This window comes from Methylobacterium sp. JK268, assembly GCF_054052225.1.
Map to the genome: position 1 here is coordinate 125,995 of NZ_JBSVZN010000001.1, position 22,892 is coordinate 148,886.

General features: G+C 67.2%; 17 protein-coding genes and 1 pseudogene. 8 read left to right on the forward strand and 10 right to left on the reverse strand.

Features of this window, described 5'->3' with window-relative positions; all coding sequences use genetic code 11:
* Positions 1–2 precede the first annotated feature (2 nt).
* The 3 genes from ACW9J6_RS00545 to ACW9J6_RS00555 all read right to left on the reverse strand — a co-directional run bounded on the left by ACW9J6_RS00545 (position 3) and on the right by ACW9J6_RS00555 (position 3,394).
* A complete protein-coding gene (locus ACW9J6_RS00545) occupies positions 3–218 on the reverse strand; it encodes a hypothetical protein (protein WP_457114468.1) in 216 nt (71 codons plus the stop codon).
* Between the two features lie 280 nt (positions 219–498).
* Entirely contained in the window at positions 499–1,644 is a 1,146-nt protein-coding gene (locus tag ACW9J6_RS00550; RefSeq protein WP_457114469.1) for an alpha-hydroxy acid oxidase, read from the reverse strand.
* Between the two features lie 82 nt (positions 1,645–1,726).
* A complete protein-coding gene (locus ACW9J6_RS00555) occupies positions 1,727–3,394 on the reverse strand; it encodes an L-lactate permease (protein WP_457114470.1) in 1,668 nt (555 codons plus the stop codon).
* Between the two features lie 254 nt (positions 3,395–3,648).
* Here ACW9J6_RS00555 and ACW9J6_RS00560 point away from each other — a divergent pair, with 254 nt between their 5' ends.
* Entirely contained in the window at positions 3,649–4,431 is a 783-nt protein-coding gene (locus tag ACW9J6_RS00560) for an FCD domain-containing protein (RefSeq protein WP_457114471.1), read from the forward strand.
* Between the two features lie 281 nt (positions 4,432–4,712).
* On the opposite strand, the gene ACW9J6_RS00565 is transcribed toward ACW9J6_RS00560, so the two are convergent.
* From ACW9J6_RS00565 to mhpA, 5 genes and pseudogenes are all read right to left on the reverse strand, one after another.
* On the reverse strand, positions 4,713–5,930 hold the full coding sequence (locus ACW9J6_RS00565; RefSeq protein ID WP_457114472.1) for an ABC transporter substrate-binding protein: 1,218 nt from the start codon (positions 5,928–5,930) through the stop codon (positions 4,713–4,715).
* 23 nt (positions 5,931–5,953) lie between these two features.
* A pseudogene (locus tag ACW9J6_RS00570) lies at positions 5,954–6,226 on the reverse strand (3-keto-5-aminohexanoate cleavage protein); the annotation flags it as partial.
* A 110-nt stretch (positions 6,227–6,336) separates the two neighbouring features.
* Complete coding sequence (locus tag ACW9J6_RS00575) at positions 6,337–7,317, reverse strand: VOC family protein (RefSeq protein ID WP_457114473.1); 981 nt, start codon at positions 7,315–7,317, stop codon at positions 6,337–6,339.
* A 75-nt stretch (positions 7,318–7,392) separates the two neighbouring features.
* Positions 7,393–8,244 (reverse strand): fumarylacetoacetate hydrolase family protein, encoded by an 852-nt coding sequence (locus tag ACW9J6_RS00580; RefSeq protein WP_457114474.1) that lies wholly within the window; start codon positions 8,242–8,244, stop codon positions 7,393–7,395.
* Positions 8,245–8,277: 33 nt separating this feature from the next.
* The gene (mhpA, locus tag ACW9J6_RS00585) at positions 8,278–9,777 is read right to left on the reverse strand and encodes a bifunctional 3-(3-hydroxy-phenyl)propionate/3-hydroxycinnamic acid hydroxylase MhpA (RefSeq protein WP_457114475.1); all 1,500 of its coding nucleotides are present in this window, start codon (positions 9,775–9,777) and stop codon (positions 8,278–8,280) included.
* Positions 9,778–9,891: 114 nt separating this feature from the next.
* Between mhpA and ACW9J6_RS00590 the strand changes: the two genes are divergently transcribed.
* Together ACW9J6_RS00590 and ACW9J6_RS00595 are read left to right on the forward strand one after the other, a co-directional pair.
* Positions 9,892–10,698 (forward strand): helix-turn-helix domain-containing protein, encoded by an 807-nt coding sequence (locus ACW9J6_RS00590; RefSeq protein WP_457114476.1) that lies wholly within the window; start codon positions 9,892–9,894, stop codon positions 10,696–10,698.
* A gap of 131 nt (positions 10,699–10,829) precedes the next feature.
* The gene (locus tag ACW9J6_RS00595) at positions 10,830–12,143 is read left to right on the forward strand and encodes an MFS transporter (protein ID WP_457114477.1); all 1,314 of its coding nucleotides are present in this window, start codon (positions 10,830–10,832) and stop codon (positions 12,141–12,143) included.
* A gap of 447 nt (positions 12,144–12,590) precedes the next feature.
* Here the strand turns inward: ACW9J6_RS00595 and ACW9J6_RS00600 are convergent, their stop codons facing one another.
* A complete protein-coding gene (locus ACW9J6_RS00600) occupies positions 12,591–13,058 on the reverse strand; it encodes a DUF4344 domain-containing metallopeptidase (protein WP_457114478.1) in 468 nt (155 codons plus the stop codon).
* A 484-nt stretch (positions 13,059–13,542) separates the two neighbouring features.
* The gene (locus tag ACW9J6_RS00605; protein ID WP_457114479.1) at positions 13,543–14,085 is read right to left on the reverse strand and encodes a DUF1269 domain-containing protein; all 543 of its coding nucleotides are present in this window, start codon (positions 14,083–14,085) and stop codon (positions 13,543–13,545) included.
* Positions 14,086–14,628: 543 nt separating this feature from the next.
* Here ACW9J6_RS00605 and glsA point away from each other — a divergent pair.
* The 5 genes from glsA to ACW9J6_RS00630 all read left to right on the forward strand — a co-directional run bounded on the left by glsA (position 14,629) and on the right by ACW9J6_RS00630 (position 22,855).
* The gene (gene glsA / locus ACW9J6_RS00610; RefSeq protein ID WP_457114480.1) at positions 14,629–15,630 is read left to right on the forward strand and encodes a glutaminase A; all 1,002 of its coding nucleotides are present in this window, start codon (positions 14,629–14,631) and stop codon (positions 15,628–15,630) included.
* A gap of 119 nt (positions 15,631–15,749) precedes the next feature.
* On the forward strand, positions 15,750–17,384 hold the full coding sequence (locus ACW9J6_RS00615) for an MFS transporter (RefSeq protein WP_457114724.1): 1,635 nt from the start codon (positions 15,750–15,752) through the stop codon (positions 17,382–17,384).
* Between the two features lie 49 nt (positions 17,385–17,433).
* Positions 17,434–18,546, forward strand: a complete 1,113-nt coding sequence (locus ACW9J6_RS00620; RefSeq protein WP_457114481.1) for an efflux RND transporter periplasmic adaptor subunit — start codon at positions 17,434–17,436, stop codon at positions 18,544–18,546.
* On the forward strand, positions 18,543–21,635 hold the full coding sequence (locus ACW9J6_RS00625) for an efflux RND transporter permease subunit (protein ID WP_457114482.1): 3,093 nt from the start codon (positions 18,543–18,545) through the stop codon (positions 21,633–21,635). The genes ACW9J6_RS00620 and ACW9J6_RS00625 overlap by 4 nt, the downstream gene beginning before the upstream one ends.
* A complete protein-coding gene (locus ACW9J6_RS00630) occupies positions 21,632–22,855 on the forward strand; it encodes an MFS transporter (RefSeq protein WP_457114483.1) in 1,224 nt (407 codons plus the stop codon). The genes ACW9J6_RS00625 and ACW9J6_RS00630 overlap by 4 nt, the downstream gene beginning before the upstream one ends.
* The last annotated feature ends 37 nt before the right edge of the window (positions 22,856–22,892 follow it).

The following is a 22,892-nucleotide window of genomic DNA, read 5'->3' on the forward strand; positions in this document are numbered from 1 at the left end:
GATCAACTCAACCGTCTCAACCGCGCGGCGGCAGCCCGCAATCCGGCACGATCAATCACGACCGCCAGCTCGGGCTCGCCTTGCCGCTGCGCCCGGGCGCTCAGGTCCGCGAAGCGCCGCAACACCTGCTCGACGTCGTCGGTAACAACCGGAACGGGCGGCGGTGGAGCGACGACCAGGGCTGGGGGCAGCGCGCAGCGGAACGAGCTGTCGACCATGAGAACGTCCCCCCGCCGTTTGCTGCTGAGCCGACTTTGTAGTCCAAGCTCGGCCGGATGGGATTGACCCCGCTGGTTGCTCTTGCCTGATCCGCGGTTGTGCTCGCCCTTGCGCGCGCGAGGGCTGCCCGTGGGCATAAGGGCGGCCTATGGAACCAGAGTATCTGATAGTGCCGGGGTAAATAGACGCTTTCGCTGAGTGGTTGAGCAAGTGCAGGCCTGTCGGAAATATAACTCTGCCTTGAACTTATGGGCTGTTAGGATAAATCGGTTATAGATTTCAGGAAAAGCGAAGGCTGCTTCGTGTCAGCTGATCAATGGACGCACATCCCATCAGTCTCATGTCCCTCTCAATCTCAGACCGCATCAGTTCGAGCGCGCGCTCGACCCCTGCCTGACCAGCTGCAGCGAGGGGGAACAGGTAGTAGCGGCCCAGGCCGACTGCCTTTGCTCCGAGCGACAACGCCTTCAGCACATGGGTGCCGCGCTGAACGCCGCCGTCCATGATCACGTCGATCCGGTCGCCGACTGCGTCAACGATCTCAGCAAGTTGGTCGAAGGCCGTACGGGAACCATCGAGCTGCCGGCCGCCATGGTTCGACAGAATGATGCCAGTACAGCCAATCTCGACCGCGCGCTTCGCATCCTCGACCGACATCACGCCCTTCAGGCAGAATTGACCATCCCATTCCCGCACCATCGCGGCAACGTCATCCCAGGACAGGCTCGGGTCGAGCATCTCGGTGAAGTACCGGCTGATGGACAGCGCGCCTCCGCCCATGTCGACGTGCTCATCGAGTTGCGGCAGCTTGAAGCTCTCGTGAGTCAGATAATTAACCGCCCAGGCCGGCTTCATCGCGAACTGCATCATACCAGCCAAGGTGAGCCGAAACGGAATGGAGAAGCCCGTCCGCTTATCGCGCTCGCGATTGCCCCCCGTGATACTGTCGACGGTCAGCATCATCACTTCAATACCGGCCTGCTTCGCGCGAGCCATCATCGCGCGGTTCAGGCCGCGATCCTTGTGCGAGTAGAACTGATAGACCTGAGGACGGCCACCGATGCGGCGGGCTTCCTCCAGGCTCACGGTTCCGAGCGAGGAGACGCCGAACATCGTCCCGTACTTGCCCGCTGCTGCAGCGACGGCGCGCTCGCCCTGATGATGGAAGAGCCGCTGCAGCGCGGTCGGCGAGCAGTAGACGGGCATGGCAAGCTTCTGGCCCATGACCGTCACCGACATGTCGATCTCGCCCACGCCGCGCAGGACGTTCGGCACCAGATCACAGGCGTCGAAGGCCATGGTGTTACGCCGGCAGGTGACCTCGTCGTCGGCGGCACCGTCGATGTAGTCGAAGATCGGTCCGGGCAGCCGCTTCTGGGCCATGCGTCGGAAATCGTGGAAGCTATGGCAGCTCTTCAGTCGCATCTCGAGTCTCCGCGAGCACACAGCACCGGTGCCGGATTGGAACGGGAGCCGGGAGGAAGCGTCCGCTCCCGGCCCAACGACCTCAGTGTGCAATGGCCACGGCTGACGCAGAGGGGACCATGGCGGTGAACGGAGGTACGTAGGCTTGCAGCATCACCAGCACGCCGACGAGACAAGCAAGCGCAATCGAATGAAAGAACACGTAGCGCAGGATCTTCGACTCGCCGCCGTACCACTGAGTTGCTGTCGAGGCGACCACGATCGACTGCGCATCGATCATCTTGCCCATCACGCCGCCCGCGGAGTTGGAGGCCGCCATCAGGGTTGGCGATAGACCGAGTTGCTCCGCTGTGATCTTCTGAAGGCCGCCGAACAGGACGTTCGAGGCCGTGTCGGAACCTGTCAGCGCGACGCCGAGCCAGCCCAGCATGGCCCCGAAGAAGGGATAGATCCAACCCGTCCGCGCGAAGGCCAGACCCAGAGTGGCATCGGTGCCCGAGTACTTCGTGACGTAGCCGAGCGCCAACATCGCCGAGATCGTGATCAGAGAGTAGCGGACGATCCAGGCGGTGCGGCCATATTCCCGCAGGAGCTTGCGTGGACCAAAGCCGAGGATCAGGCCGCCGACGATGGCCGACAGCAAGATGCCCGTGCCGGTCGCTGAGAGCAGATTCAGGGTGTAGATGGCGGCCTCGCTCTGGGCTTTGGCGACGACCGGCGGCACCTTGAACACGACGTTGTGCAGGTAGGGCACGGGCAGCCGCCAGACCCAGAGCGAGTCGAGCCAGGCGCGGAACTGGGGTGTCCCCCAGGCGAAGACGAACACCGAGAGGATGAGCCACGGCAGCCAGGCTCGGAGAACGGCGCTCGCGCTGTGGGTCTGCCGTGTTACAGCCGGAGCCGATCGCGCATCCGCGTCGGCCTCAGTCCAGAGCCGGGACGGCTGCCAAATGCGCAGGAAGCCCGCGAGCGCGGCCATCGAGCAGATCGCCGCGACCACGTCCACGAGCCAGGGCCCGTGGAAGTTGGATACGAGATATTGCGGAATGGCGAAGGAGAGGCCAGCCACGAGTAGCGCCGGCCAGACGTCCAGCATGCCCTTGCGGCCGGCAAAGGCCCAGATCAGCCAGAATGGCACGAGGAGGGAAAAGAAAGGCAGCTGCCGTCCGATCATGGCCGAAAGCTCGGTCAGATCGAGGCCCGTGACGGCGGCCAGTGCGATGACCGGCGCGCCGAGCGCCCCGTAGGCCACGGGCGCCGTGTTGGCGATCAGCGAGAGGCCGGCCGCCGCCAGAGGCGTGAAGCCGAGGCCCATGAGCATCGCCGCCGTCACTGCCACCGGCGTGCCGAAGCCGGCCGCGCCCTCGAAGAAGGCGCCGAACGAGAAGGCGATGAAGAGGAGCTGCAGGCGCCGGTCCGGCGTGATGCCCGCGATCGAGTCTCGCAGGATATCGAACTGTCCGGTCCGCTCCGTGAGCCGGTAGAGGAAGATCACGTTCAGGATGATCCAGCCGATCGGCAACAGCCCGAAGGCGGCACCGTAGACCGCTGTGGCACCTGCCATGGGAGCCGGCATACCGAAGCCGAGCACCGCCACGCCGAGAGCCACGACAAGACCCAACAGCGCCGCGACATGCGCCTTCAGATGGAAGAGGCCGATACCGCCGAGTAGCACCGCGATCGGTAGCGCCGCCAGCGCCGTCGACCAGAATGTGCTCGCCAGGGGATCGTAGACTTGGTTCCAACTCACGGCGTGGTCCTCCCGATGAATGGTTCGATCCGCCGCGTTCCGGTAAGCCTCGATCGTTGCCCCTGCGCAGGGTGAGAGCGCAGGGAGCCGAAGCCGCATTTCCTGGGCAGCGCCGAAGCCTTGGCTTCCTCAATGAGCCACTGGCAGATGTTTGGTAAAATGATTTTACCATTGGTGTCAACTGGACATGGCACTTGACCGGCCTACAATCAGGCGGTCGCTGCCGGGTTGGTGTCGGTGAGTGGAGGTGCGCGATGGAGCAGGAGTCGATCAAGGGTGCGAGCGTCGCTGAGAGCACGGCGCGTCACCTCAAGGACCTGATCCTCGAAGGCGCGCTCAGCCCGGGCGATCTCCTCTTGCCCGAGCGCGATCTCGCCCTGCAGCTGAACGTATCCCGCCCGACCCTCCGCCAGGGCATCAAGATCCTGGAAGAGGAAGGGCTCATTGTCTCGACGCCGGCCGGGCGCTCGGTGGCCTCTCTCGGCCGCGAGATCACCGATCCGCTGATCGCGCTGATCGCCTCCCACGCGGAGGTGGTCGATGATTATCTGGAGTTTCGGGCGACGACCGAGCGGATGGCTGCGCGCCTTGCTGCCGAACGCGCGAACACGGTCGATCGCGAGCGGCTGACCGCCTGCATGGAGCGTATCGACCGCGCTCACGAGAGTGGCGTGCAGCGCGAAGAGGCGGACGCCGATGTCGATCTGCACATCGCGGTCTACGAGGCGAGCCACAACCTCGTTGTCCTGCACACAATGCGGGCGCTGTCGGGCATGCTCCGTCAAGGTGTGATTGAGAACCGCGAGTTGTTGTTTTCCCGACCAGAGACGCGCGATCAGTTGCGCGCGCAACATCGGGCGATCTATGAGAGCGTCATGGCGGGGAACATTGAGGCAGCTGGTGAAGCCGCGGAAGCTCACATCCACTACACTCACCGCGCGTTGAACGAGATCAAGGCGTCGGAGGCGCGGCTACAGGTGTCGTTGCGCCGGCTTAACGGCGGTCGAGTTTCGGCGCGGCATCGAGCTGATCGTTAGGACGCAGGTCAGAGGCTGATTGCCGCTCCAAGCAGCTATCGGACTGCTCAGTGCGCCTGTTCGGGAGGTGCGGGTGGCGGCCTCCGACATGATGTCGAAGCGGACTGCCACCTTCAGGAATTGGCCTGCGCCTCCGACGGCGCCGGCGTTGCGAAGGGTTTTACCATCGTCTTAGCGGGTATACTGCTCCATTGCAGATGTCGGGAGATATGCGCAGCCGTAGCGCCGGTGACCAACGTCAGTAGAACGCCTGCAGCCCGTTTTGGGCCCGGTCCAATCGATTACTTGGCGAGCGGGCACTTGCTCTGCGCCAGCGGGCGGAATGCCTGCTCGGCCGGCACCGTCGTTACAAGCTTCACCAAGTCCCACGGCCCCTTCGACTCGGACGGTGCCTTGACCTGCACGAGGTACAGGTCGCGGATCAACCGCTGGTCGTCCCGGATGTGCCCGTTCTGCACGTAGGCATCGGTCACGGGCGTCGCCTTCATCCGGGCCATCACGGTCGGACCGTCGTCCGAGTCCGTGTCCTTCACGGCCTGGAGATAGTGGCGCACGGCCGAGTACACGCCGGCCTGGATCTGCGACGGCATGCTCTTCATGCGCTTGAAGAAGGCGTCCGACCATCGGCGGGATTTCGGCGACGCATCCTCGAAGAAGCTGGTCAACACCAGATCGTTCTGTGCCACCGGCAGGCCGACCGCGGCGATGTCGACGTTCTGGAACGACATCGGGACGATCGTCATACCCTGCTCCGCCAAGCCGAACTCGGCGGCCTGCTTCATCGCCGTCGCATTGCCGCCCGCCGCGTTGAGGGCCAGCACCTTGGCGCCCGATGCTTGGGCCTGGAGCAGGAACGCGCTGAAATCCGACGTGCCGAGCGCAGCCTTGGCGCTCCCCGCGACCTTGACGCCGAGCTCCTGCAACCGGGCGCGTGCATCGGCTTCGACCGCGTGGCCGTAAGCGTAGTCCGCCGTGATGAAGAACCAGGCATCCTTCCTGGCCGGGGCAATCGCCGAGACCACTGCGGTCGCGCTGGAGTAGGAGTCTTGGGTCCACTGGACGCTGGTCGGCGCGCACGCCCGGTCCGAGAGGTCCGCGGCGCCGGGGCCGGAGATCAGGAAGATGCGCCGGTTGGCCCGCACCAGTTCCTGGACCGCGAGTGCGGCAGCGGATGTCCCGCCATCCGCGATGGCCTGGACGCCGTCACGGTCGAACCACTGGCGGGCCAGCGCCGAGGCGACGTCCGGCCTGTTCTGGTGGTCCGCCTGCAGGATTTGGATGGCCCTGCCACTGATCGCTCCGCCAAATTCCTCGGCCGCCATCTTCGCGGCTTCCACGGAGCCCGGCCCCATGGCGGTGGCGAACGGACCGCTCATGTCGGTCAGCACGCCGATCCGGATTGCCGTGCCTTTGATTTCCGCGTGTGCCGCGGTCAATAGAAGTCCAGAGATCGCGATCACAAGCGGCAGCTTATGGACACGCTTTTTATTTTCCAACATGAGCGCTACCTTCCATGTATTCTCTATGATTTGTATTTTCTGATGTACAGGTTTATTCCTGATCTGAGGCCTGGAGCAGCGCCCGATCGCGTTGCAACCGGGCGCTGCTCTAGGTCTTTGTTTTTGCCGCATTTTCTACGACGAACCGGCAACCACTTCGTCGGAAAATGCTCTCGCATCGCCCTTGCCCCGCTCGGACTGGCGACGCTGCCCCGGAGTTCTTCGATGATGCGTGCGACACGTGCGACCAGCGCAGCGTTGCCGGGTGCCAGGACGCCACGGGACGAATACAGATTGTGTTCTCGCCCTCATCGCCACAGACGCCACGATCGCACCCTTCCAGTCTGTCGCAGATCTCAGGGACCGAGTGGGCTGCTTGACGCCAAGCAACCCGTCGATGCCCGGATCACTCGCGGGCGATCACCGCGTCGAGCCAGGGGCAGTTCGGGACGTCGATCGGGGCCCGCACGCCGCGAGCGGCCGCGGACAGGCGCATCTCGCGCAGGCGGGCACGCTGCTCCGGCTCCATGTAGAGGCGCTCGTGGCCCCAGAAGCTCGGCCCGTCATGGGTCTCGTGTGCCTCCCAGGTCGCCGGCTCGATCTCGCGCCCGCCCCAGCCGTACTCGACGAAGAAACCGGATGGCGTGTGCGAGTAGAACGACGTCATATGGTCGTTGGTGTGACGCCCAAGCGTATAGGCGAGGCGATCGTCCTCCAGCTGCGCCAGATCGTAGCCCTGGCCGACGTCGTCGAGGCTGTAGAGCTCGACCATGAAGTGGTGGAGGCCGGACTTTCCGGATCCGACCATGGCGAAGCTGTGGTGGCGATTGTTGATGTGGAAGAAATACAGCTTGTACGGCTTGAGGCCGTAATCGCTGATTCGGAACCCGAGCAGGTCGCGGTAGAACGGCAGCAGCGGCTCGACATCGACCACGTTCAGGACGACGTGGCCCATGCCGAGTGCACCGGTCTTGAAGCCCGAGATCGGTCGTCCGGGTCGGAAGGGATCGCTGGCGACCGCCGGCCCATGGAAGACCTCGATGCGGTTGCCGGCCGGGTCGTGGAACACGATCAGGTCCCGCACGTGCCGCTCGTCGGCGAGGCGGCGCGAGCCGCGGCGCACCACGACTCCGTGAGCCTCGAGCTTGGCCGCGAGGGCGTCGAGGGCTCGGGCATCCGCGACCTCCCAGCCCAGGAAATCGAGACCATCCCCTTCATCGCCGGTCACCACCAGGCGCTGCTTGCGGTCGTCCATGCGGAAGGCCCGCACAGCGCCGCCCCGGTCGACCGGCTGCATGCCGAGCAGCCGTGTCGCGTAGGCGTTCCAGTCGTCGAGCTTCGTCGAGCGGACGCCGATATAGCCGAGAGCCGTCAGTCCTGCATCCATCGCTGGTCTCCTTGCAGCCTGAAGAGGGCCGCCCGCGACGAGGCGGCCCTTGGAGAGGGAGCCGCTGGCCGGTGCTCAGGCCTCGGCGACCACGGGGTTGCGCAGGATGCCGATCTGGCTGATCTCGACTTCGACGACGTCGCCGGCGCGCATGAACAGCTGCGGCTTGCGCTTGACGCCGACCCCGCCCGGAGTGCCCGACACGATGACGTCCCCAGGCAGCAGCGGCAGCACCGTCGAGATGTAGGCGATCTGCTCCGGGATCGCCGTGATCATCAGGTCCGTGGTGGTGTGCTGGACGACCTGGCCGTTCAGGCGCGTCTCGAGGGTCAGGCGCGAGGGGTCGGGAATCTCGTCGGCGGTCACGAGCCAGGGGCCGAAGCCGCCGGTGCCCGCGAACGTCTTGCCGGCCAGGAACTGGCTGGTGTGGCGCTGCCAGTCCCGCACGCTGCCCTCATTGTAGCAGGCGTAGCCCGCGACATGCGCCAGGGCGTCGGCGGGGGCAATGTGGCGTCCCCCCTTGCCGATCACAACGGCGAGTTCACCCTCGTAGTCGAACTCGTCCGAGACCGCCGGCTTCACCAGCGGCTGGAGATGCCCGACCTGGCTGCCAGCAAAGCGCGCGAACAAGGCAGGCTTCTCGGTCTCGGTCCGGCCGGTCTCGGCGACGTGGTCGCGATAATTGAGGCCGATGCAGATGATCTTGTCCGGGTTCGGGATCACCGGCGCCAGCGTGAGGCCCTCCCAAGGGAGATCGGGCGCTGCGTCCTGGAACTCGCGCTCCACCTGCGCCAGCCCGCCCGCCGCAAGGACAGCCCGCAGCGTCGGCCACCTCGTTCCATAGCGCTGACCCAGGTCGATGACACCGTTCGCCTTGACGAGGCCGTAGGTGGCGCCGCCGTCGCGTTGGAAGGATACGAGCTTCATGGTTCTCTCCTGATGTTGAGGCTTCGAGGACGCTCAGATGGCCTGGGCCAGGGCATCCAGTTCCTGGACGGTTCGGGCGGCGCCCAGCACGTAGCGGTCGGGTCGCACCAGCACGGCGGCGGCTCCCGTCTGCCGCAGCCAGGCCCGCTGCTCCGGGGCCTCGTCGGCAACGATGACGACGTCCCGCGCCGCCAGGTGCTCGCGGATGCGGGGCGGCATTGCGGCTTCCAGCTCGGGATCGACCAGGGCGGCGAAGCGGTAGCCGACCCGGTCATCGAGGCGGCTTCCGTCGGCGAGGAGCGGCTGGGGCGCGATCTGCCCGGCCGGCTCGTCCCAGCCGCCCGTCAGCACCCGCTTCAGGGTCGGCTTGATCGAGCTCATGCGCGTCGCCTCGCCTCCGGGGCGTGTCCCGTCGGGCAGGGCCGCCGCCATCGCCTTGGTGTTGATCAGGCCGCCGAGCCGCACCGCCAGTTCGATGTATTCCCGCACATGCGGGCAGCGCTCCTCCTGGTAGGTGTCGAGCAGGCTGTCCTCGGCTTGCCCGCGCAGGACGCGGGCGAGCTTCCAGGCGAGGTTGCCGACATCCCGCATTCCCGCGCACATCCCCTGACCGAGGAACGGGGGCGTCAGGTGGGCCGAGTCGCCGGCGATCAGCAGGCGCCCGGCGCGCCAGACGGGGGCGAGGGCGGAGTGGAACGTGTAGAGCGCCGTGCGCTCCAATTCGACGTCCTCAGGCGTCACCCAGGGCCGCAGCAGATCGTAGACCGCCGCCGGCTGCGTCAGCGAAGCGCCGTCCTCGTGGGGCAGCACGGCGATCTCCCAGCGCCGGCGATCGCCCGTCCCCCGGACGTAGGTGGCCGGCCGCCGCGTGCTGCAATGCTGGACGCTGTAATCGCCGAGGTCGGGCCGGGGACGTTTCAGGATCGCGTCGATCACCAGCCAGCGCTCGTGGAAGCCGAGATCCTCCATCGGCCGACCGATCAGGCGACGGATCAGGGACCGCGCCCCGTCGCACCCCACGACGTAGTTGGCGCGAAGCCGGCCGAGGCGCGCCGTCGCGAGATCCTCGTAAGCGATCTCGACGCCGGCCCGAGCCTCCTCGACCGCGAACACTTCGGTGCGCAGACGCATCGTGACCGTCGGCCAGCGCGCGAGACCGGAGCGCAGGACGCGTTCCAGATCCGGCTGGTGGAAGCGGTAGCTGGTGTGCCACGCCTGGGGACCAATGCCCTGCGGGCGGGACCAGTCGAGGAGGAGCCGTCCGGTATCGTCGATGAACTTCATGCCCGGGGAGACATGGACGAGGGGCAGCAGCGCGTCGGCGAGCCCGACCGTCTGGAACAGCCGCATCACCTCGTCGTCGAAATGGACGGCGCGGGGAAGCGCGTAGATCTCGGCCTCGCGTTCGAGGACCACGCAGCTGACACCTTGCAGGCCGAGCAGGTTGGCGAGCATCGCCCCGACCGGACCACAGCCGATGATCGCGACTTCGACTTGCTCTATAGCTTCCCGAGACGCGACTTTCGTCGCCATGGCGCTTCCTCCTGCTGAAGCCGCGTTGCATCCGGCCGATGCGGGACACCTTTCATATTGACAGCGGGGTGCGCAAAGCCGTTGTTGGATATGTCCACCTGGCGGGCAGTGCCGATGCAACCGAAGGCGAGCCGCTCATTCGCACGCGGGCTGGCCGTGCTCGAAGCCCTCAACCGCCTCGGCAGCGCGACGGCGCTCAGGCTGGCCCAGGAGTCCAAGGTCCCCCGGGCGACGGTCTACCGCCTGCTGCAGACGCTCTTGGATCTCGGCTACATCCGGCGCAGTCCGGGTGACGACCGCTATCAGTTGCGCCTCAAGGTCCGCGGCCTATCGGAGGGCTTCGAGGACGAGCACTGGATCTCGGCCGTGGCCGCCCCGGTCCTGCTCGAGTTGACGAAGTCGATCTCGTGGCCTTGCGACGTGTCGACGCTCGAAGGCGTCCGGATGATCATCCGCGACACGACGCATCGCGTCGCCCCCTTGTCGATCGACCGCAACATGGTCGGCCGGGAGATGCCGCTTCTGGGTAGCTCCGCCGGGCTGGCCTACATCGCGTTCACCTCCGCGGCGGAGCGCGCCACACTCCTCGGCCTGCTGGCCAGGTCCGACGATCCGGCGGACGCCCCGGCGCGGGACGCTGCCTATGCCGAGCGCGTGATCGCGGCGACGCAGCGGCTCGGCTACGGCCTGAGGCAGGGCGGACCGATCTGGCCGCATTCCGGCGCGGTGGCCCTGCCGATCATGGAGGGCGACCGGGTGCTCGGCTGCATCAGCGCGATCTGGATGGCGCGGGTGATCGGCAACGACGAGGGCGTCGAGCGCTGTCTTGCGCCCCTGCGAGCGGCCAAGGCCACCATCGAGGCCCGGCTGGCGGCAGGGGCCGACCAGGACGCGGGTCTGTCCACCAGCCGGGCAGATTGAAAACGCTGCTCGTCCGACGAGCAAGACTCCTCCTACAACCGATCTGCTGCGGCCGGCATGACGATGTCTGCCTGGAAAAGCACCGCGATCGACGAATCGCCGCGCAGCGATGATTTGGAGGAAGCGCACCGATGTCGGAAACAGATGCGGCGTCCCGCGGCGGCAGTCCGAAGTCGCTCAACCGTGCGCAACGGCGCGTCATCGCCTTGGCAAGCCTCGGCGGCTCGTTGGAATATTACGATTTCATCATATACGGCATTTTTGCTCAATACATCGCGAAACAATTCTTCCCGGCGACTGATCCGTACGTCTCGCTGATCCTATCGTTCTCCGTGCTGGCCTTGGGCTTTCTCGCGCGGCCGATCGGCGGCATCGTGCTGAGCTGGATCGGCGACCGGTATGGCCGGAGACCCGTCTTTCTCGGTTCGCTCTTCGCAACAACGACCGCGACGATCCTGATCGGCTTGCTGCCGTCCTATGAGAGTTGGGGGCTTGCCGCGCCGTTGCTTCTCATCGCGCTGCGCCTCGTCCAGGGCATCTGTCTGGGCGGCGAGTTGCCGGGCGCCCTGACCTACGCGGTGGAGGCGGCACCCGAACGGGCCGGGCTCGCCTGCGGCATCATTATCTTGTGCGTCAATGCCGGAGTTCTGGTCGCCACACTGGTCAATCTCGGCATTCAGCACGTCTTCGCACCGGGCGATGTCGCTGCGTACGGTTGGCGGATCGCGTTTCTCCTTGGCGGACTGATCGGCTGCGTCAGCTACCTCCTGCGCCGCACCCTGGAGGAGTCGCCGGAATTCGTCCGCATGCACGCAGTCGCGACCAATCCGGCGGTGGAATTGCTGCGCGATCACGGCCGGGCCGTGCTGACCGCCGCCGCTATCGTCGCGGTCGTCGGCGGCTTCAACGGCATGCTGTACGGCTTCGTGCCGGCGTACCTGGTTCAGTCGCTCCACTACAGCCCCGCCCTCGTCGCACAGGCCATGACGGCGGCGCTCCTGGTCAGTTCCGCGGGTCTGTTCGTCACCGGTTGGCTCGGCGACCGCCTGCCGAGACATCTGGTGCTGCGGGCCGGCGCGACCGTGCTGCTCCTCGTTCTGCCGATCTGGAACCTGATCGTGTCGGGCAGCGAGCACCTGGTCATACTTCTCGGGCTGCTCTCGCTGGCTTTCTCGATCTCAAGTGGCATCTGGCCGAGCATCGTCGCGACGATCTTTCCGACCCGCGTGAGGTTCAGCGGCATCGCACTCTCGTACAATATATCGGTAACGCTTTTGTCGGGCTTCGCGCCTCTGGTGGCCTCGATGATGATCGAGCGAAGCGGCATTCTGGCGGCGCCGGCGTACTACATCGCATTCTGTACCCTGATCACCTTTGCCAGCACCTTCGCCCTTCCGAGGTTCAGCCGCTCGGCCGGGATCTCCTATCGTCCTCGCACAGCGTGACGGAAAGGCGGTAGCGGAGAGAATTCCGCTGTCGCTTCTAGAACAACACCGGACGACGCTGGTTGCAGGACCGATGCCGGAAGGTCGGGCTGCTGACCTCTCCGGCCGGTACGCTCGAACGACGGGCGGACTAACGTCCGCTTATGGGCCTCCTCTTGATTTCCCGCTTTCCACCCCGAACGGTCATCCCGCTACTCGGGTCTGAATCTCAGTAAAACGACCGTTTCCAGGCAGTCTGACAGGCTGTCCGGAGCTGACGTGCGTGACGCGAGAGCCTGGCGAGACAGTACGTGTCAGGATACCGTGTCAGGAAATCAGATGTCCGGAAAAACCTCGCAACCGGACATTCCTGACACAGGCTGAGAGGGGCGGGTTTGCGTCAGGAGCGCTGGTCAGGCGAGTGCAGTCTGGATGTCTGGATGGGGTCGGAAGCAGCCCCTCGTACGGTCAAGCTGATTGGGTTTTGACCCTAGGGTCCGAACCGACCATCAGGCAGATGATCTGATAGGCACGTTGCTTGTCGAGGCCATCCGCCCCGTAGAGCGCAAGCCCTTGCCTCTGCTGCAGATTGCGTTCGCCGATCCGATAATGGCCGCGCGCGGCATCGATCAGAACGCGAGGGGAGAAGTCGCTGCCGATGTGCAGAAGCGCAAGAGGGACGAAGGTCTCGACCGCGTCCTCCTCCCGTCCGAGCACCGGCAGGTCGAATTCGCTGACGGCTGCGTGCCCAAGCTCGTGCGCCAAGACGAAAAGCACATTGCCGACGACAAAATGGTGACCTCCTCCCGCTGCCGCGGGTCGAGGCCGCGAACGGACGGGCTGGCGTCGGCGAGGGCCTGCGCGACGGCTCCGAGTCTTGGCCCATCCAAACCTTGGGCGGCCGCGATCCCGGAGCTGGCGCTCAGCGCGAGACACAGAGCGATCGAGGCGAGAACGATGAGGCGGAGCGTCATGGGGAGCTGCCCATCCAGGATCTCGCCGGAACCGTCCTCGCGCGACGTGGACCCCTGATCCCTGACGGGCCGGTGTTCACGTGACCGGCGCGACGGCGCTGCAATCCGGCCCGGCGGCCTCGCCGCGTCAGATCAGGCTCAGCGCCACGCGCAGACGCGGCGCCCCCTGCGCCACCAGCACACCCGGCGCCGTCGGCGACGCGGATGCACGACCACGACCTGAGCCTGCTCGATCAAGTTTTCGGCGGGAATTGGACCGGTTGGGGCCACGGTGGGCAGCGGCAGGGCCTGCGCGGCGTGCGGCACGGCAGCATAGCCCAGCACGGCCGCTGCCGCGCAACGGCTGACCCCTCGAAGCATGGCGCGACGGTTCACCGCAAGCATCTCGATGCTCCTGTCCAACGGCGACTGGAAGCGTTGCGCGGGATGATCCTGTCTCTCGCGGCTCAGGCCGGCGCCGCCGCAGCCGGTGCAGGCGGCGCAGTGACGGGTGGTGCGGCCGCGGCACACGCGGCGAGCGCCTCTCGCAGCGCCGCCTCCTTGGTCTCGTCGAACGAGGTGCGCATGACCGTTCCGCCGACGCCGCGCAGATCGGCGAGCACCTTGTCGGTGGTCATGCGCCGCACGAGGAGGAAGAGGCCGGCCGTGCCGGGCTGCAGGGCGCCCGCCGCGTCCCTCATGAACTGGTCATTGATGCCGACATCCGTGAACCGCCCCACCAGGGCGCCGGAGGCGGCTCCAATCGCCGTCCCCACCAGCGGCGCGAGGAAGATGAGCCCGATCAGCGTGCCCCACATGCCGCCGGTCGCCGCCCCGGTTGCGGTCATGTTGATCATCTGATTGAGCTTGATCTGACCGTCCGTAGTTTTCACAGCGACCACGGCGTCGCCCAGCTCGATCAGGTATTCTTTCTGAAGTGCGAGGACTTGCCGCCGAACCTGCTCCGCCTTCTCTTCCGACGGGAATGCGATAAAGACGAGATCACTCATCGACTCTCTCCCTCACGGACAAGAGCCCGCCGCGGTCGCCCGGCGAAGCCGAATGCGATGTCTGGTCGGCGCGCGAAGCGCCTTCGCCCCAAGGCCGATGAAGTCAGGCGACGTTCTCGGAACAGGCTATAACGAGCTCGAACACCGTCCAAGCACAGCCGTCATAGATGAGCATCGGCACGCACATCCTGCAGTGGACGCAGTATTCATGATACATCATAGGCGTCAAGCCCCATTCTTCGCGGTGCATTCGCCTTGGGTTGGCGGTGACGATGCTCGGTGTTTTCCCGGTCGGGAGATCAGGAAATTCCTTAGTACACCGCGAGGAAATTCCTTGCTTGACGCAAAATTGCGTTAAGGGAGTATTCTTTGGTGGCGCGAACACGCGTGACCCGGGCAGCATGCAGGCGAGTCGCGTCTCAGAGTTGCTCAATCGGTCGGGATGAGCGGTCGACGCTGAAGGCCAAACTCGATCAGGCTCGGCCCGGCAATGTCCGATTCCGATCGGGCGCCATCCGCCGGGCTCGCATGACGGAGGCTCCCATGAGCACGCTCGATGTGGTCTCGGCGTCGGATGCTCCTCTCTACGTCTCGACCGGACACTTGCCGCCTCCTGACGCGATGCGTGCACTCATCACGGAGGCCCACGACCGCTACAGGGCGAACGAGGACGGAGATGTCTCGACGGTATACCCGGCGCTGTCGCGCGTGCCGGGCGATCTCTTCGGCATCTGCGTCGTCGGAACGGGCGGCGAACTTTACGCCGTCGGCGACACCGCCCGTGAGTTCACCCTCATGAGCGTCTCGAAGCCGTTCGTGTTCGCGCTGGTCTGCGACGCGCTGGGCGCCGCCGCAGCGCGGGAGCGGCTGGGCGTGAATGCGACCGGCCTGCCGTTCAACTCGCTCGGTGCGGTCGAGGGGGGCGACGGCCGCACCAATCCCATGGTGAACGCGGGCGCCATTGCGACCACGGCTCTCGTGCCTGGAGCCGACGCGGACGAGAAATGGGCAATCATCCGGGATGGACTGTCGCGCTTTGCAGGCCGGCGCCTCCAACTCGACGAGGAGGTCTATGCCTCCGCCTGCGAGACGAACTTCCGCAACCGCGGCATCGCCCATCTCCTGCGCAGTCTCGGTCGGATCACGGGCGATCCGACCGAGGTGACCGACCTCTATACGCGCCAGTGCTCGCTCGACGTCACCGCGCAGGATCTCGCGGTGATGGGAGCGACGCTCGCGGATGGCGGCGTGAACCCGGTCACGCGTGAGCGGGTCATTGATGCGGAGACCTGCCACTACGTCCTCGTCGTGATGGCCACGGCCGGCCTCTACGAGACCTCCGGGGACTGGCTCTACGAGATCGGGCTGCCAGGAAAGAGCGGCATCAGCGGGGGCATCGTCACCGTGTCGCCGGGAAAGGGCGGCCTCGGGACCTTCGCTCCGCGACTCGACCGCGCCGGCAACAGCGTGAAGGGCCAGCTCGTCGCCCGGCACCTGTCCCGCCGGCTCGGCATGGACCTGTTCGTGTCGAAGCCCGAGGTGTGATCACCGCCGCGCAGGGAAATTGCCGAACAGGGAGGGCTCGGACCATGCTCGGACAAGCGACTCCGGTATCAGACTCCGTCTCGGCGTCCAGGGAGGATCCACACGCCTCCTGGGTGCCGATGATCACCATCGCGCTTGGCCAGGTTCTGATGTCCTTCAACGTGGCGTCCCTGCCGGTGGCGCTCGGCGGCATGGTGAAGAGCTTCGACGTCCCACCCACGACGATCGCCACCGGGATCGTGATGTACTCGATGGCGGTCGCCGGCCTCGTGATGCTCGGCGCCAAGCTGAATCAGCGCTACGGGGCGCCGCGCGTCTTTCGCGTCGTCGCGGTGATGTTCGGCCTCGCCCAGGTCCTGATGACGTTCAGCCCCAGCGCCACCCTGATGATCGCCGCCCAAGGGATCAGCGGCATGGCGGGCGCGGCGCTGGTGCCGTCGCTCGTCGCGCTCATCGCCAACGAATACCGCGGCCGGCAGCAGGCGACGGCGCTCGGCGCGCTCGGCTCCGCCCGGGCCGCGGCCGGCGTGGCGGCCTTCCTCATCGGCGGCATCCTCGGCACCTACATCGGGTGGCGTCCGGTCTTCGGCATCCTGATCGTCCTGTCGGCGCTCGTCGTCGTCCTCAGCTTTCGCCTCAATCCTGAGCGCGAACGCCCGGATGTGGGCATCGATGGGGTCGGGGTCGTGCTCGCCGCCCTGGCCGTGCTCCTCCTCAGCTTCGGGTTCAACAACCTCAACCGGTGGGGCTTGAGCCTCGCCCTCTCGGGAGCGCCTTTCACCGTCCTCGGCCTGTCACCGGCTCCCGTGATGATCGTGCTGGGGCTTGCCTTCGGCCAGCTCTTCCTGTCGTGGACGCACCGGCGGCAAGCGGCGGGGCGCACGCCCCTGCTGGCCCTCCAGGTGATCGACTCGCCCGAGGAGCGCGCCGCGGTCTACGCGATGTTCTCGGTCGTGGCCCTCGAAGCCGCCCTCAACTTCTCGGTCCCGCTCTACATCCAGATCGTGCAGGGCCGCTCTCCGCTCGCGACCGCCGTCGCGATGCTGCCGTTCAACCTGTCGGTGTTCTTTGCCGCCCTGTTCATCACGCGCCTGTACGACCGGTTCACGCCGCGCCAGATCGGCCGGGCCGGCTTCGTGCTGTGCAGCATCGCGCTTCTGTGGCTCGCCTTCGTGGTGTTCAACGATTGGAGCGAGCTCCCGGTGCTGGTCGGCCTCGTCCTGTTCGGCATCGGGCAGGGCTCGCTCGTGACGCTCGTCTTCAACGTGCTCGTGACGGCCTCGCCCAAGGAGCTCGCCGGCGACGTCGGATCCCTGCGGGGAACGACCAACAACCTCGCGGCGGCGGTCGGAACGGCAGTCGCGGGGGCGCTTCTCGTTGGGCTTCTCAGCTCGTCGGTCCTGCGCAGCCTCGCGGACCATCCGACGCTCCCGCCCGCGCTCCAGTCCCAGGTCGACCTCGATAGCATCACGTTCGTGAGCAACGATCGGCTGCGCGGCGTCATGGCCGCCACGAGCGCGACGCCCGAGCAGGTCGACGAGGCGATCCGGGTCAACACCGAGGCGCGCCTGCGCGCGCTGAAGATCGGGTTCCTGCTGATGGCGGCGCTCTCGCTCCTGACGATCATTCCAGCCGGTCGGCTGCCTCCCTACAGGCCCGGAGAGATCCCAGGCGGCCGGCCCGAGCGCGCGGCGGGCGGGTCGGCGACCGCCGACGCGCAATCCCCTGCCGGCGCGATCGCCAATCCGGCCTGAGACCGGCTCCTCGTCTCGCGCGCTCGGGCGCGGGGTGCGACGGACTGGCATGTTCTGGATGGGGTTGGACAAAGCCATGGTCGTGCCTCGCCACCGGTTCCCGGCACCGATCGCTGCCGCGGCGCTGCTTCTGACCGGCTGCAACGACTCCACCCCGCCCCCGTCTGCCGAGATTAGGCCCGTCCGGGTCGTCACGGTGGGCCAGCGGAGCGAAGGCGAAGTTGTTTCGCTGACTGGGACCGTCCAGCCGCAGGTGGAAGTCAATCTCGCGTTCCGCATCGACGGGCGCATGATCGAACGCCTCGTCTCCGTGGGAGACGGGGTCAAAGCCGGCCAGGTCGTGGCGCGCCTCGATCCGGAGAACGAGCGGAGCGCGGTCCGGGCCGCCCAGGCCGCTGTGGTGGCGGCCCAAGGTCAGTACGACGAAGCGCGGAACAACTATGGACGGCAGCGCGAATTGCTCGCTGGCGGCTGGACGACGCGCGTCCGCTACGATCAGGCGCTTCAGCAGCAGAACACCACGCGCGCTCAGTTCGATGCCGCCCTCGCCCAGCTACGCATCGCGGAGGAACGCGCGAGCGACACCGAACTCAAGGCCGACGCGCCCGGGACGGTCACGCAGCGCGGGGCCGAGCAGGGCGAGATCGTCCGAGCGGGACAGATGATCGTGCAGATCGCCCGCCACGACGGCAAGGACGCCGTGTTCGACGTGCCGGCCGCGATCAAGGATCGAGCGTCGCCGGACCCGGCAATCGAGGTGACCCTGACGACGGACGCGGCGGTCAGAGCCCGTGGCCGGGTGCGCGAGATCTCGCCGCGGGCGGATCCGGTGACGGGGACGTTCCAAGTCCGGGTCGGGCTGAGTGATCCGCCGCCGCAGATGCGGCTCGGCGCGGCCGTCACGGGCCGGATGCACGTCGATCGCGACGGCGAGCTGGAGATCCCAGCGACGGCGCTCATCGCGGAGGGCGAGCACCCGGCCGTCTGGATCGTCGATCCGGCGACGATGGCCGTCGACCTGCGCGCGGTCGAACTCGCCCGCTTCAACCAATCCCGCGCCCTGATTGCCCGCGGCGTCTCGCCGGGCGAGATCGTGGTAACCGCCGGGGTTCACGCCTTGCGCCCCAGGCAGAAGGTGCGGCTGCTGGGAGCGGCGTCATGATCGGGCCCAACCTGGCGGAGTGGTCGGTCCGGCGCCCCTCGATCGTGATCTACCTGATGCTAGCGTCGATCGTGGCCGGCGCGGTCGCCTACCAGCGTCTCGGCCGGGCCGAGGACCCGGTCTTCACCTTCCGCACGATGATCATCCAGGCCGAGTGGCCGGGCGCAACGATTGAGGACACGCTGCAGCAGGTCACCGAGCGGATCGAGCGCGCGGTCCAGGAGACGCCGCATCTCGACACGGTGCGCAGCTTCACCCGCCCCGGCACGGCGACGATCTTCGTCGACCTGGAGGGTTCCACCCCGCCGAGGGAGGTCCCCGATCTCTGGTATCAAGTCCGCAAGCGCATCGGGGACATCCGCCACACCCTGCCGACCGGCGTCGTCGGGCCGGGCTTCAACGATGATTTCGGCGATACCTACGGCATCATCTACGGCTTCACGGGCGACGGCTTCACGCACCGCGAGTTGCGCGACGCGGTCGAGACCATCCGGTCGCGCCTCCTCTTGGTCAAGGACGTGTCGAAAATCGCGGTGCTCGGCGCGCAGGACGAGCGGATCTTCCTGGAATTCTCGACCGAACGCCTCGCCGCCCTCGGGCTCGACTATCCCTCCATCATCGCCGCGCTGCGCGCCCAGAACGTCGTGCGCCCGGCAGGGGTGATCGAGACCGGCATGGAGCAGCTCTCAGTGCGCGTCTCGGGGGCGTTCGAGACGGTCAAGGACGTTGAGGCTGTCAACCTCGCGGCCGGCGGGCGCATGATCCGCCTCACAGACATCGCGCAGGTGAGGCGCAGCTACAGCGATCCCCCGCAGCCGCTCTTTCGCGTCAATGGGCATCCCGCGATCGGTCTCGCGATCGCGATGCGGAAGGCCGGAGACATCCTCGCCCTCGAGCGTGGGCTCGCGCGCGAGATGCGCGCGATCTCCGCCGACCTGCCGGTCGGGATCGAGCCGGTCCTTGTCGCCGACCAGGCCCGGACGGTCAGCACGGCGATCGGCGAGTTCACGACCTCGCTGTGGCAATCCATCCTGATCATCATCGTGGTCAGCTTCATCAGCCTCGGGCTCAGGCCGGGCGCCGTCGTCGCCTGCTCGATCCCGCTCACCCTCGCGATCGTCTTCCCCCTGATGTCGTGGGCAGGGATCGACCTGCACCGGGTCTCCCTCGGCGCCCTCATCATCGCCCTGACGCTCCTCGTCGACGACGCGATGACCACGGTCGATTCGATGCTGCGGCGTCTTGCGGCCGGGGACTCCCCCCACGACGCGGCAACCTACGCCTACCGCACGCTCGCCACACCGATGCTGGCCGGGACGCTTGTCACCATCGCGGGCTTCGTTCCGATCGGCTTCGCGCGGAGCACGGCCGGCGAGTACACCTTCTCGATCTTCGCCGTCGTGGCGATTGCCCAGGTCGTGTCCTGGTTCGTGGCGGTGATCTTTGCGCCGCTGATCGGGGCGGCGATCGTGCGCGCGCCGCAGCGCGCGAAGGGTGCGGGTCCCGGCCGGCTCGCGCGCCTCTACGTGTCGGTCCTGCAGGCCGCGATGCGGCGGCGCTGGCTCACGATCGCCGTCACAGTGGCGGCCTTCGCGGCGGCGGTCGTCGCGGTCCGCTTCGTGCCCCAGCAGTTCTTTCCGTCATCCGACAGGACCGAACTCGTCGTGGATCTGACGCTGCCCCAGGGGGCGTCCATCCACGCGAGCGACGATGCCGCCAAGCGCCTCGACCGGTTCCTGAAAGGCCACCCGGACGTTGCTCAGTGGAGCACCTATGTGGGCCGCGGCGCGGTACGCTTCTACCTGCCGCTCAACGTCCAGCTTCCGAACGACTTCTTCGCGCAGGCGGTCGTCGTCGCGCACGACGTGCCCGGACGAGACCGCCTGCGGGATCGGCTCGGCGCGTTCCTCGCGGAGGAACTGCCCGAGGCGGTCGCACGGGTCTACCCGCTCGAACTTGGACCTCCGGTCGGCTGGCCGATCCAGTACCGCGCGACCGGACCGGACATCGCGACCGTGCGGTCGATTGCCGTCCAGGTCGCGCAGGCGATGGCGGGTCATCCGGGGGTGCGCAACATCAACTTCGACTGGATGGAGCCGCGCCGCCAGTTGCGGATCGAGGTCGATCAGGATCAGGCCCGCCTCATCGGGCTGAGTTCGGAAAGTCTCGCGGCGACGCTGCAATCGGCGATGACCGGCACGGTGATCACGCAGGTGCGGGACGACATCTATCTCGTCGACGTGGTGGCGAGGGCCATGGCGGACGAGCGTGCCTCCGTGGCGGCCCTGGAGACAATGCAGGTGCCCCTGCCCAGCGGGAGGACCGTGGCGCTGAGCCAGTTCGCCCGGTTCGGCTACGCGCAGGAAATGCCGCTCATCTGGCGTCGCGCCCGCCTTCCGACGCTGACTGTGAGAGCCGACGTCGCGCCGGGCCTCCTGGCGGAGGCGGCGGTGTCGGACCTCGCGCCGGCCATCAAGGCCGTGAACGCCGGTCTGGGCACGCCCTACCGGGTGGAGACGGGCGGGATCGTGGAGGAGAGCGCCCAGTCACGCGCCTCGGTCCTTGCCGTCGTGCCCGCCATGCTGCTCATGACCGTGACGATCCTGATCTTTCAGCTCGGTGGCTTCGCGCGCACCTTCCTGGTTTTGGCGGTCGTTCCCCTCAGCGTCATCGGCGTCGTGCTGGCCCTGCTGGTGTTCCGTCAGCCGCTCGGCTTCGTCGCGATCCTGGGAATCCTGTCGCTGCTTGGCATGGTCGCTCGCAACGCGGTGATCCTGCTCACGCAGATCGAGGCCTGCCGGGACGAGGGCGACCCAGTCTGGACTGCGGTCATCAACGCGAGCCTCTCGCGGGCTCGGCCGATCCTCCTCACAGCCGGCTCCACAGTGCTGGGCATGCTCCCGATCGCCCCTACGGTGTTCTGGGGACCCATGGCGATCGCCGTGATGGGCGGCCTGCTCGTCGCGTCCCTGCTCACGCTGATCTTCCTGCCGACGCTCTACGTCACGTGGTTCCGCGCCCGGCCGCAAAAGCCGCCCATGGCTGTCCCCGAGACCGGTCGGCCGCTGCCGGCGCACGCTTCACCATGACGGACGAGGTCGAGAGAGGCCTCGCACAGCAGCAGCATCCGGCCGCGGGAGGCGGCCGCGCCTACCCGCTCCTCTTCGCGGCGCACGGGCTCGCGCTCCTCGGCACCGGCCTCGCGACGGTGGGGCTCTCCCTGCTCGCCTTCACGATCGCCGGCGCCGATGCGGGCGTCGTCCTCGGCAATGCCCTGGCGATCAAGATGCTCACCTACGCGCTCGCCGCGCCGCTGATGGCCGCCCTCGTCGACCGCCTTGCGCGCCGCACCCTGTTCGTGACGCTCAACCTCGTGCGGACCGGCGCCATCCTGCTGCTGCCCTTCGTGACTGGGGTGATGGATCTCTATCTCGTTGTGGTGCTGTTTCAGCTCGCCTCCGCGGCCTTCACGCCGGCCTATCAAGCGACGATCCCGGACCTCCTCCCCGACGAGGGGGAGTACCTACGCGCGCTCTCGCTCTTCCGCACGATCGGCGAACTGGAGAACGTGGCGAGCCCGATGCTGGCCGCAGCCCTTCTGCTCGTCGTCGATGCGCGAGGAGTGTTCGCGGGCGCGGCCCTCGGCTTCGTCCTCGCCGCGGCGATCACCGCGTCCCTCGTCCTGCCCGCCCCCCGTCGCCACGCGACCGCCGACCTCGGGCGGCGCCTGACGCGGGGATGGCGGATCTTCCTCGGGACGCCGCGGCTGCGGGCCCTGATCGCGCTCAACCTCGCGGTTGCCCTCGCCTCCGCCATGGTGGCGGTGAACACCGTCGTGCTGGTGCAGAACCGGATCGGGCTCGGGGAGCGCGAGACGGCCATCGCGCTGACCTGCTTCGGGATGGGATCCCTGGTCGGGGCGCTGCTCATGCCGCATCTGCTTCGGCGGACCGCCGACCGGACGGTGATGCTCGCGGGGGCAGGCGCTGCCGGCGCAGCCCTCGGCATCGCGCCGCTGGTGCTCGGCTACGCGACCCTGCTGCCGCTCTGGTTCGTGCTCGGCCTGTGCTGCGGGCTCGCGCATACGCCGGCCGGGAACCTGCTGCGCCGGTCCGGCTCTCCCGAGGAGAAGCCGGCACTCTACGCGGCGCAGTTCGCGCTGTTCAATCTCTCCCTCGCCGTCGGCTACGCGGTCGCGGGCTGGGTCGGCGGCGCGATCGGGCTGCTGGGAGATTTCCTGGTGCTCGCCTGCCTGGTGACGGCCTGTGTCGGAGTCGCCGCGAGAACGTGGCCCGCGGCGTCATCGTAAGGCGCTGCAGGCCGCGCCCCGGGGATCGCTCCCTGTC

Excerpts from the sequence above, each read along its gene's own strand:
- mhpA (WP_457114475.1), bottom strand. The coding sequence starts at position 9,777 with ATGGCGACGAAAGTCGCGTCTCGGGAAGCTATAGAGCAAGTCGAAGTC.
- ACW9J6_RS00575 (WP_457114473.1), bottom strand. The coding sequence starts at position 7,317 with ATGGATGCAGGACTGACGGCTCTCGGCTATATCGGCGTCCGCTCGACG.
- ACW9J6_RS00605 (WP_457114479.1), bottom strand. The coding sequence starts at position 14,085 with ATGAGTGATCTCGTCTTTATCGCATTCCCGTCGGAAGAGAAGGCGGAG.
- ACW9J6_RS00630 (WP_457114483.1), top strand. The coding sequence starts at position 21,632 with ATGACGGACGAGGTCGAGAGAGGCCTCGCACAGCAGCAGCATCCGGCC.
- ACW9J6_RS00550 (WP_457114469.1), bottom strand. The coding sequence starts at position 1,644 with ATGCGACTGAAGAGCTGCCATAGCTTCCACGATTTCCGACGCATGGCC.
- ACW9J6_RS00595 (WP_457114477.1), top strand. The coding sequence starts at position 10,830 with ATGTCGGAAACAGATGCGGCGTCCCGCGGCGGCAGTCCGAAGTCGCTC.
- ACW9J6_RS00560 (WP_457114471.1), top strand. The coding sequence starts at position 3,649 with ATGGAGCAGGAGTCGATCAAGGGTGCGAGCGTCGCTGAGAGCACGGCG.
- ACW9J6_RS00545 (WP_457114468.1), bottom strand. The coding sequence starts at position 218 with ATGGTCGACAGCTCGTTCCGCTGCGCGCTGCCCCCAGCCCTGGTCGTC.
- ACW9J6_RS00625 (WP_457114482.1), top strand. The coding sequence starts at position 18,543 with ATGATCGGGCCCAACCTGGCGGAGTGGTCGGTCCGGCGCCCCTCGATC.
- ACW9J6_RS00580 (WP_457114474.1), bottom strand. The coding sequence starts at position 8,244 with ATGAAGCTCGTATCCTTCCAACGCGACGGCGGCGCCACCTACGGCCTC.
- ACW9J6_RS00565 (WP_457114472.1), bottom strand. The coding sequence starts at position 5,930 with ATGTTGGAAAATAAAAAGCGTGTCCATAAGCTGCCGCTTGTGATCGCG.
- ACW9J6_RS00615 (WP_457114724.1), top strand. The coding sequence starts at position 15,750 with ATGATCACCATCGCGCTTGGCCAGGTTCTGATGTCCTTCAACGTGGCG.
- ACW9J6_RS00590 (WP_457114476.1), top strand. The coding sequence starts at position 9,892 with ATGCAACCGAAGGCGAGCCGCTCATTCGCACGCGGGCTGGCCGTGCTC.
- glsA (WP_457114480.1), top strand. The coding sequence starts at position 14,629 with ATGAGCACGCTCGATGTGGTCTCGGCGTCGGATGCTCCTCTCTACGTC.
- ACW9J6_RS00620 (WP_457114481.1), top strand. The coding sequence starts at position 17,434 with ATGTTCTGGATGGGGTTGGACAAAGCCATGGTCGTGCCTCGCCACCGG.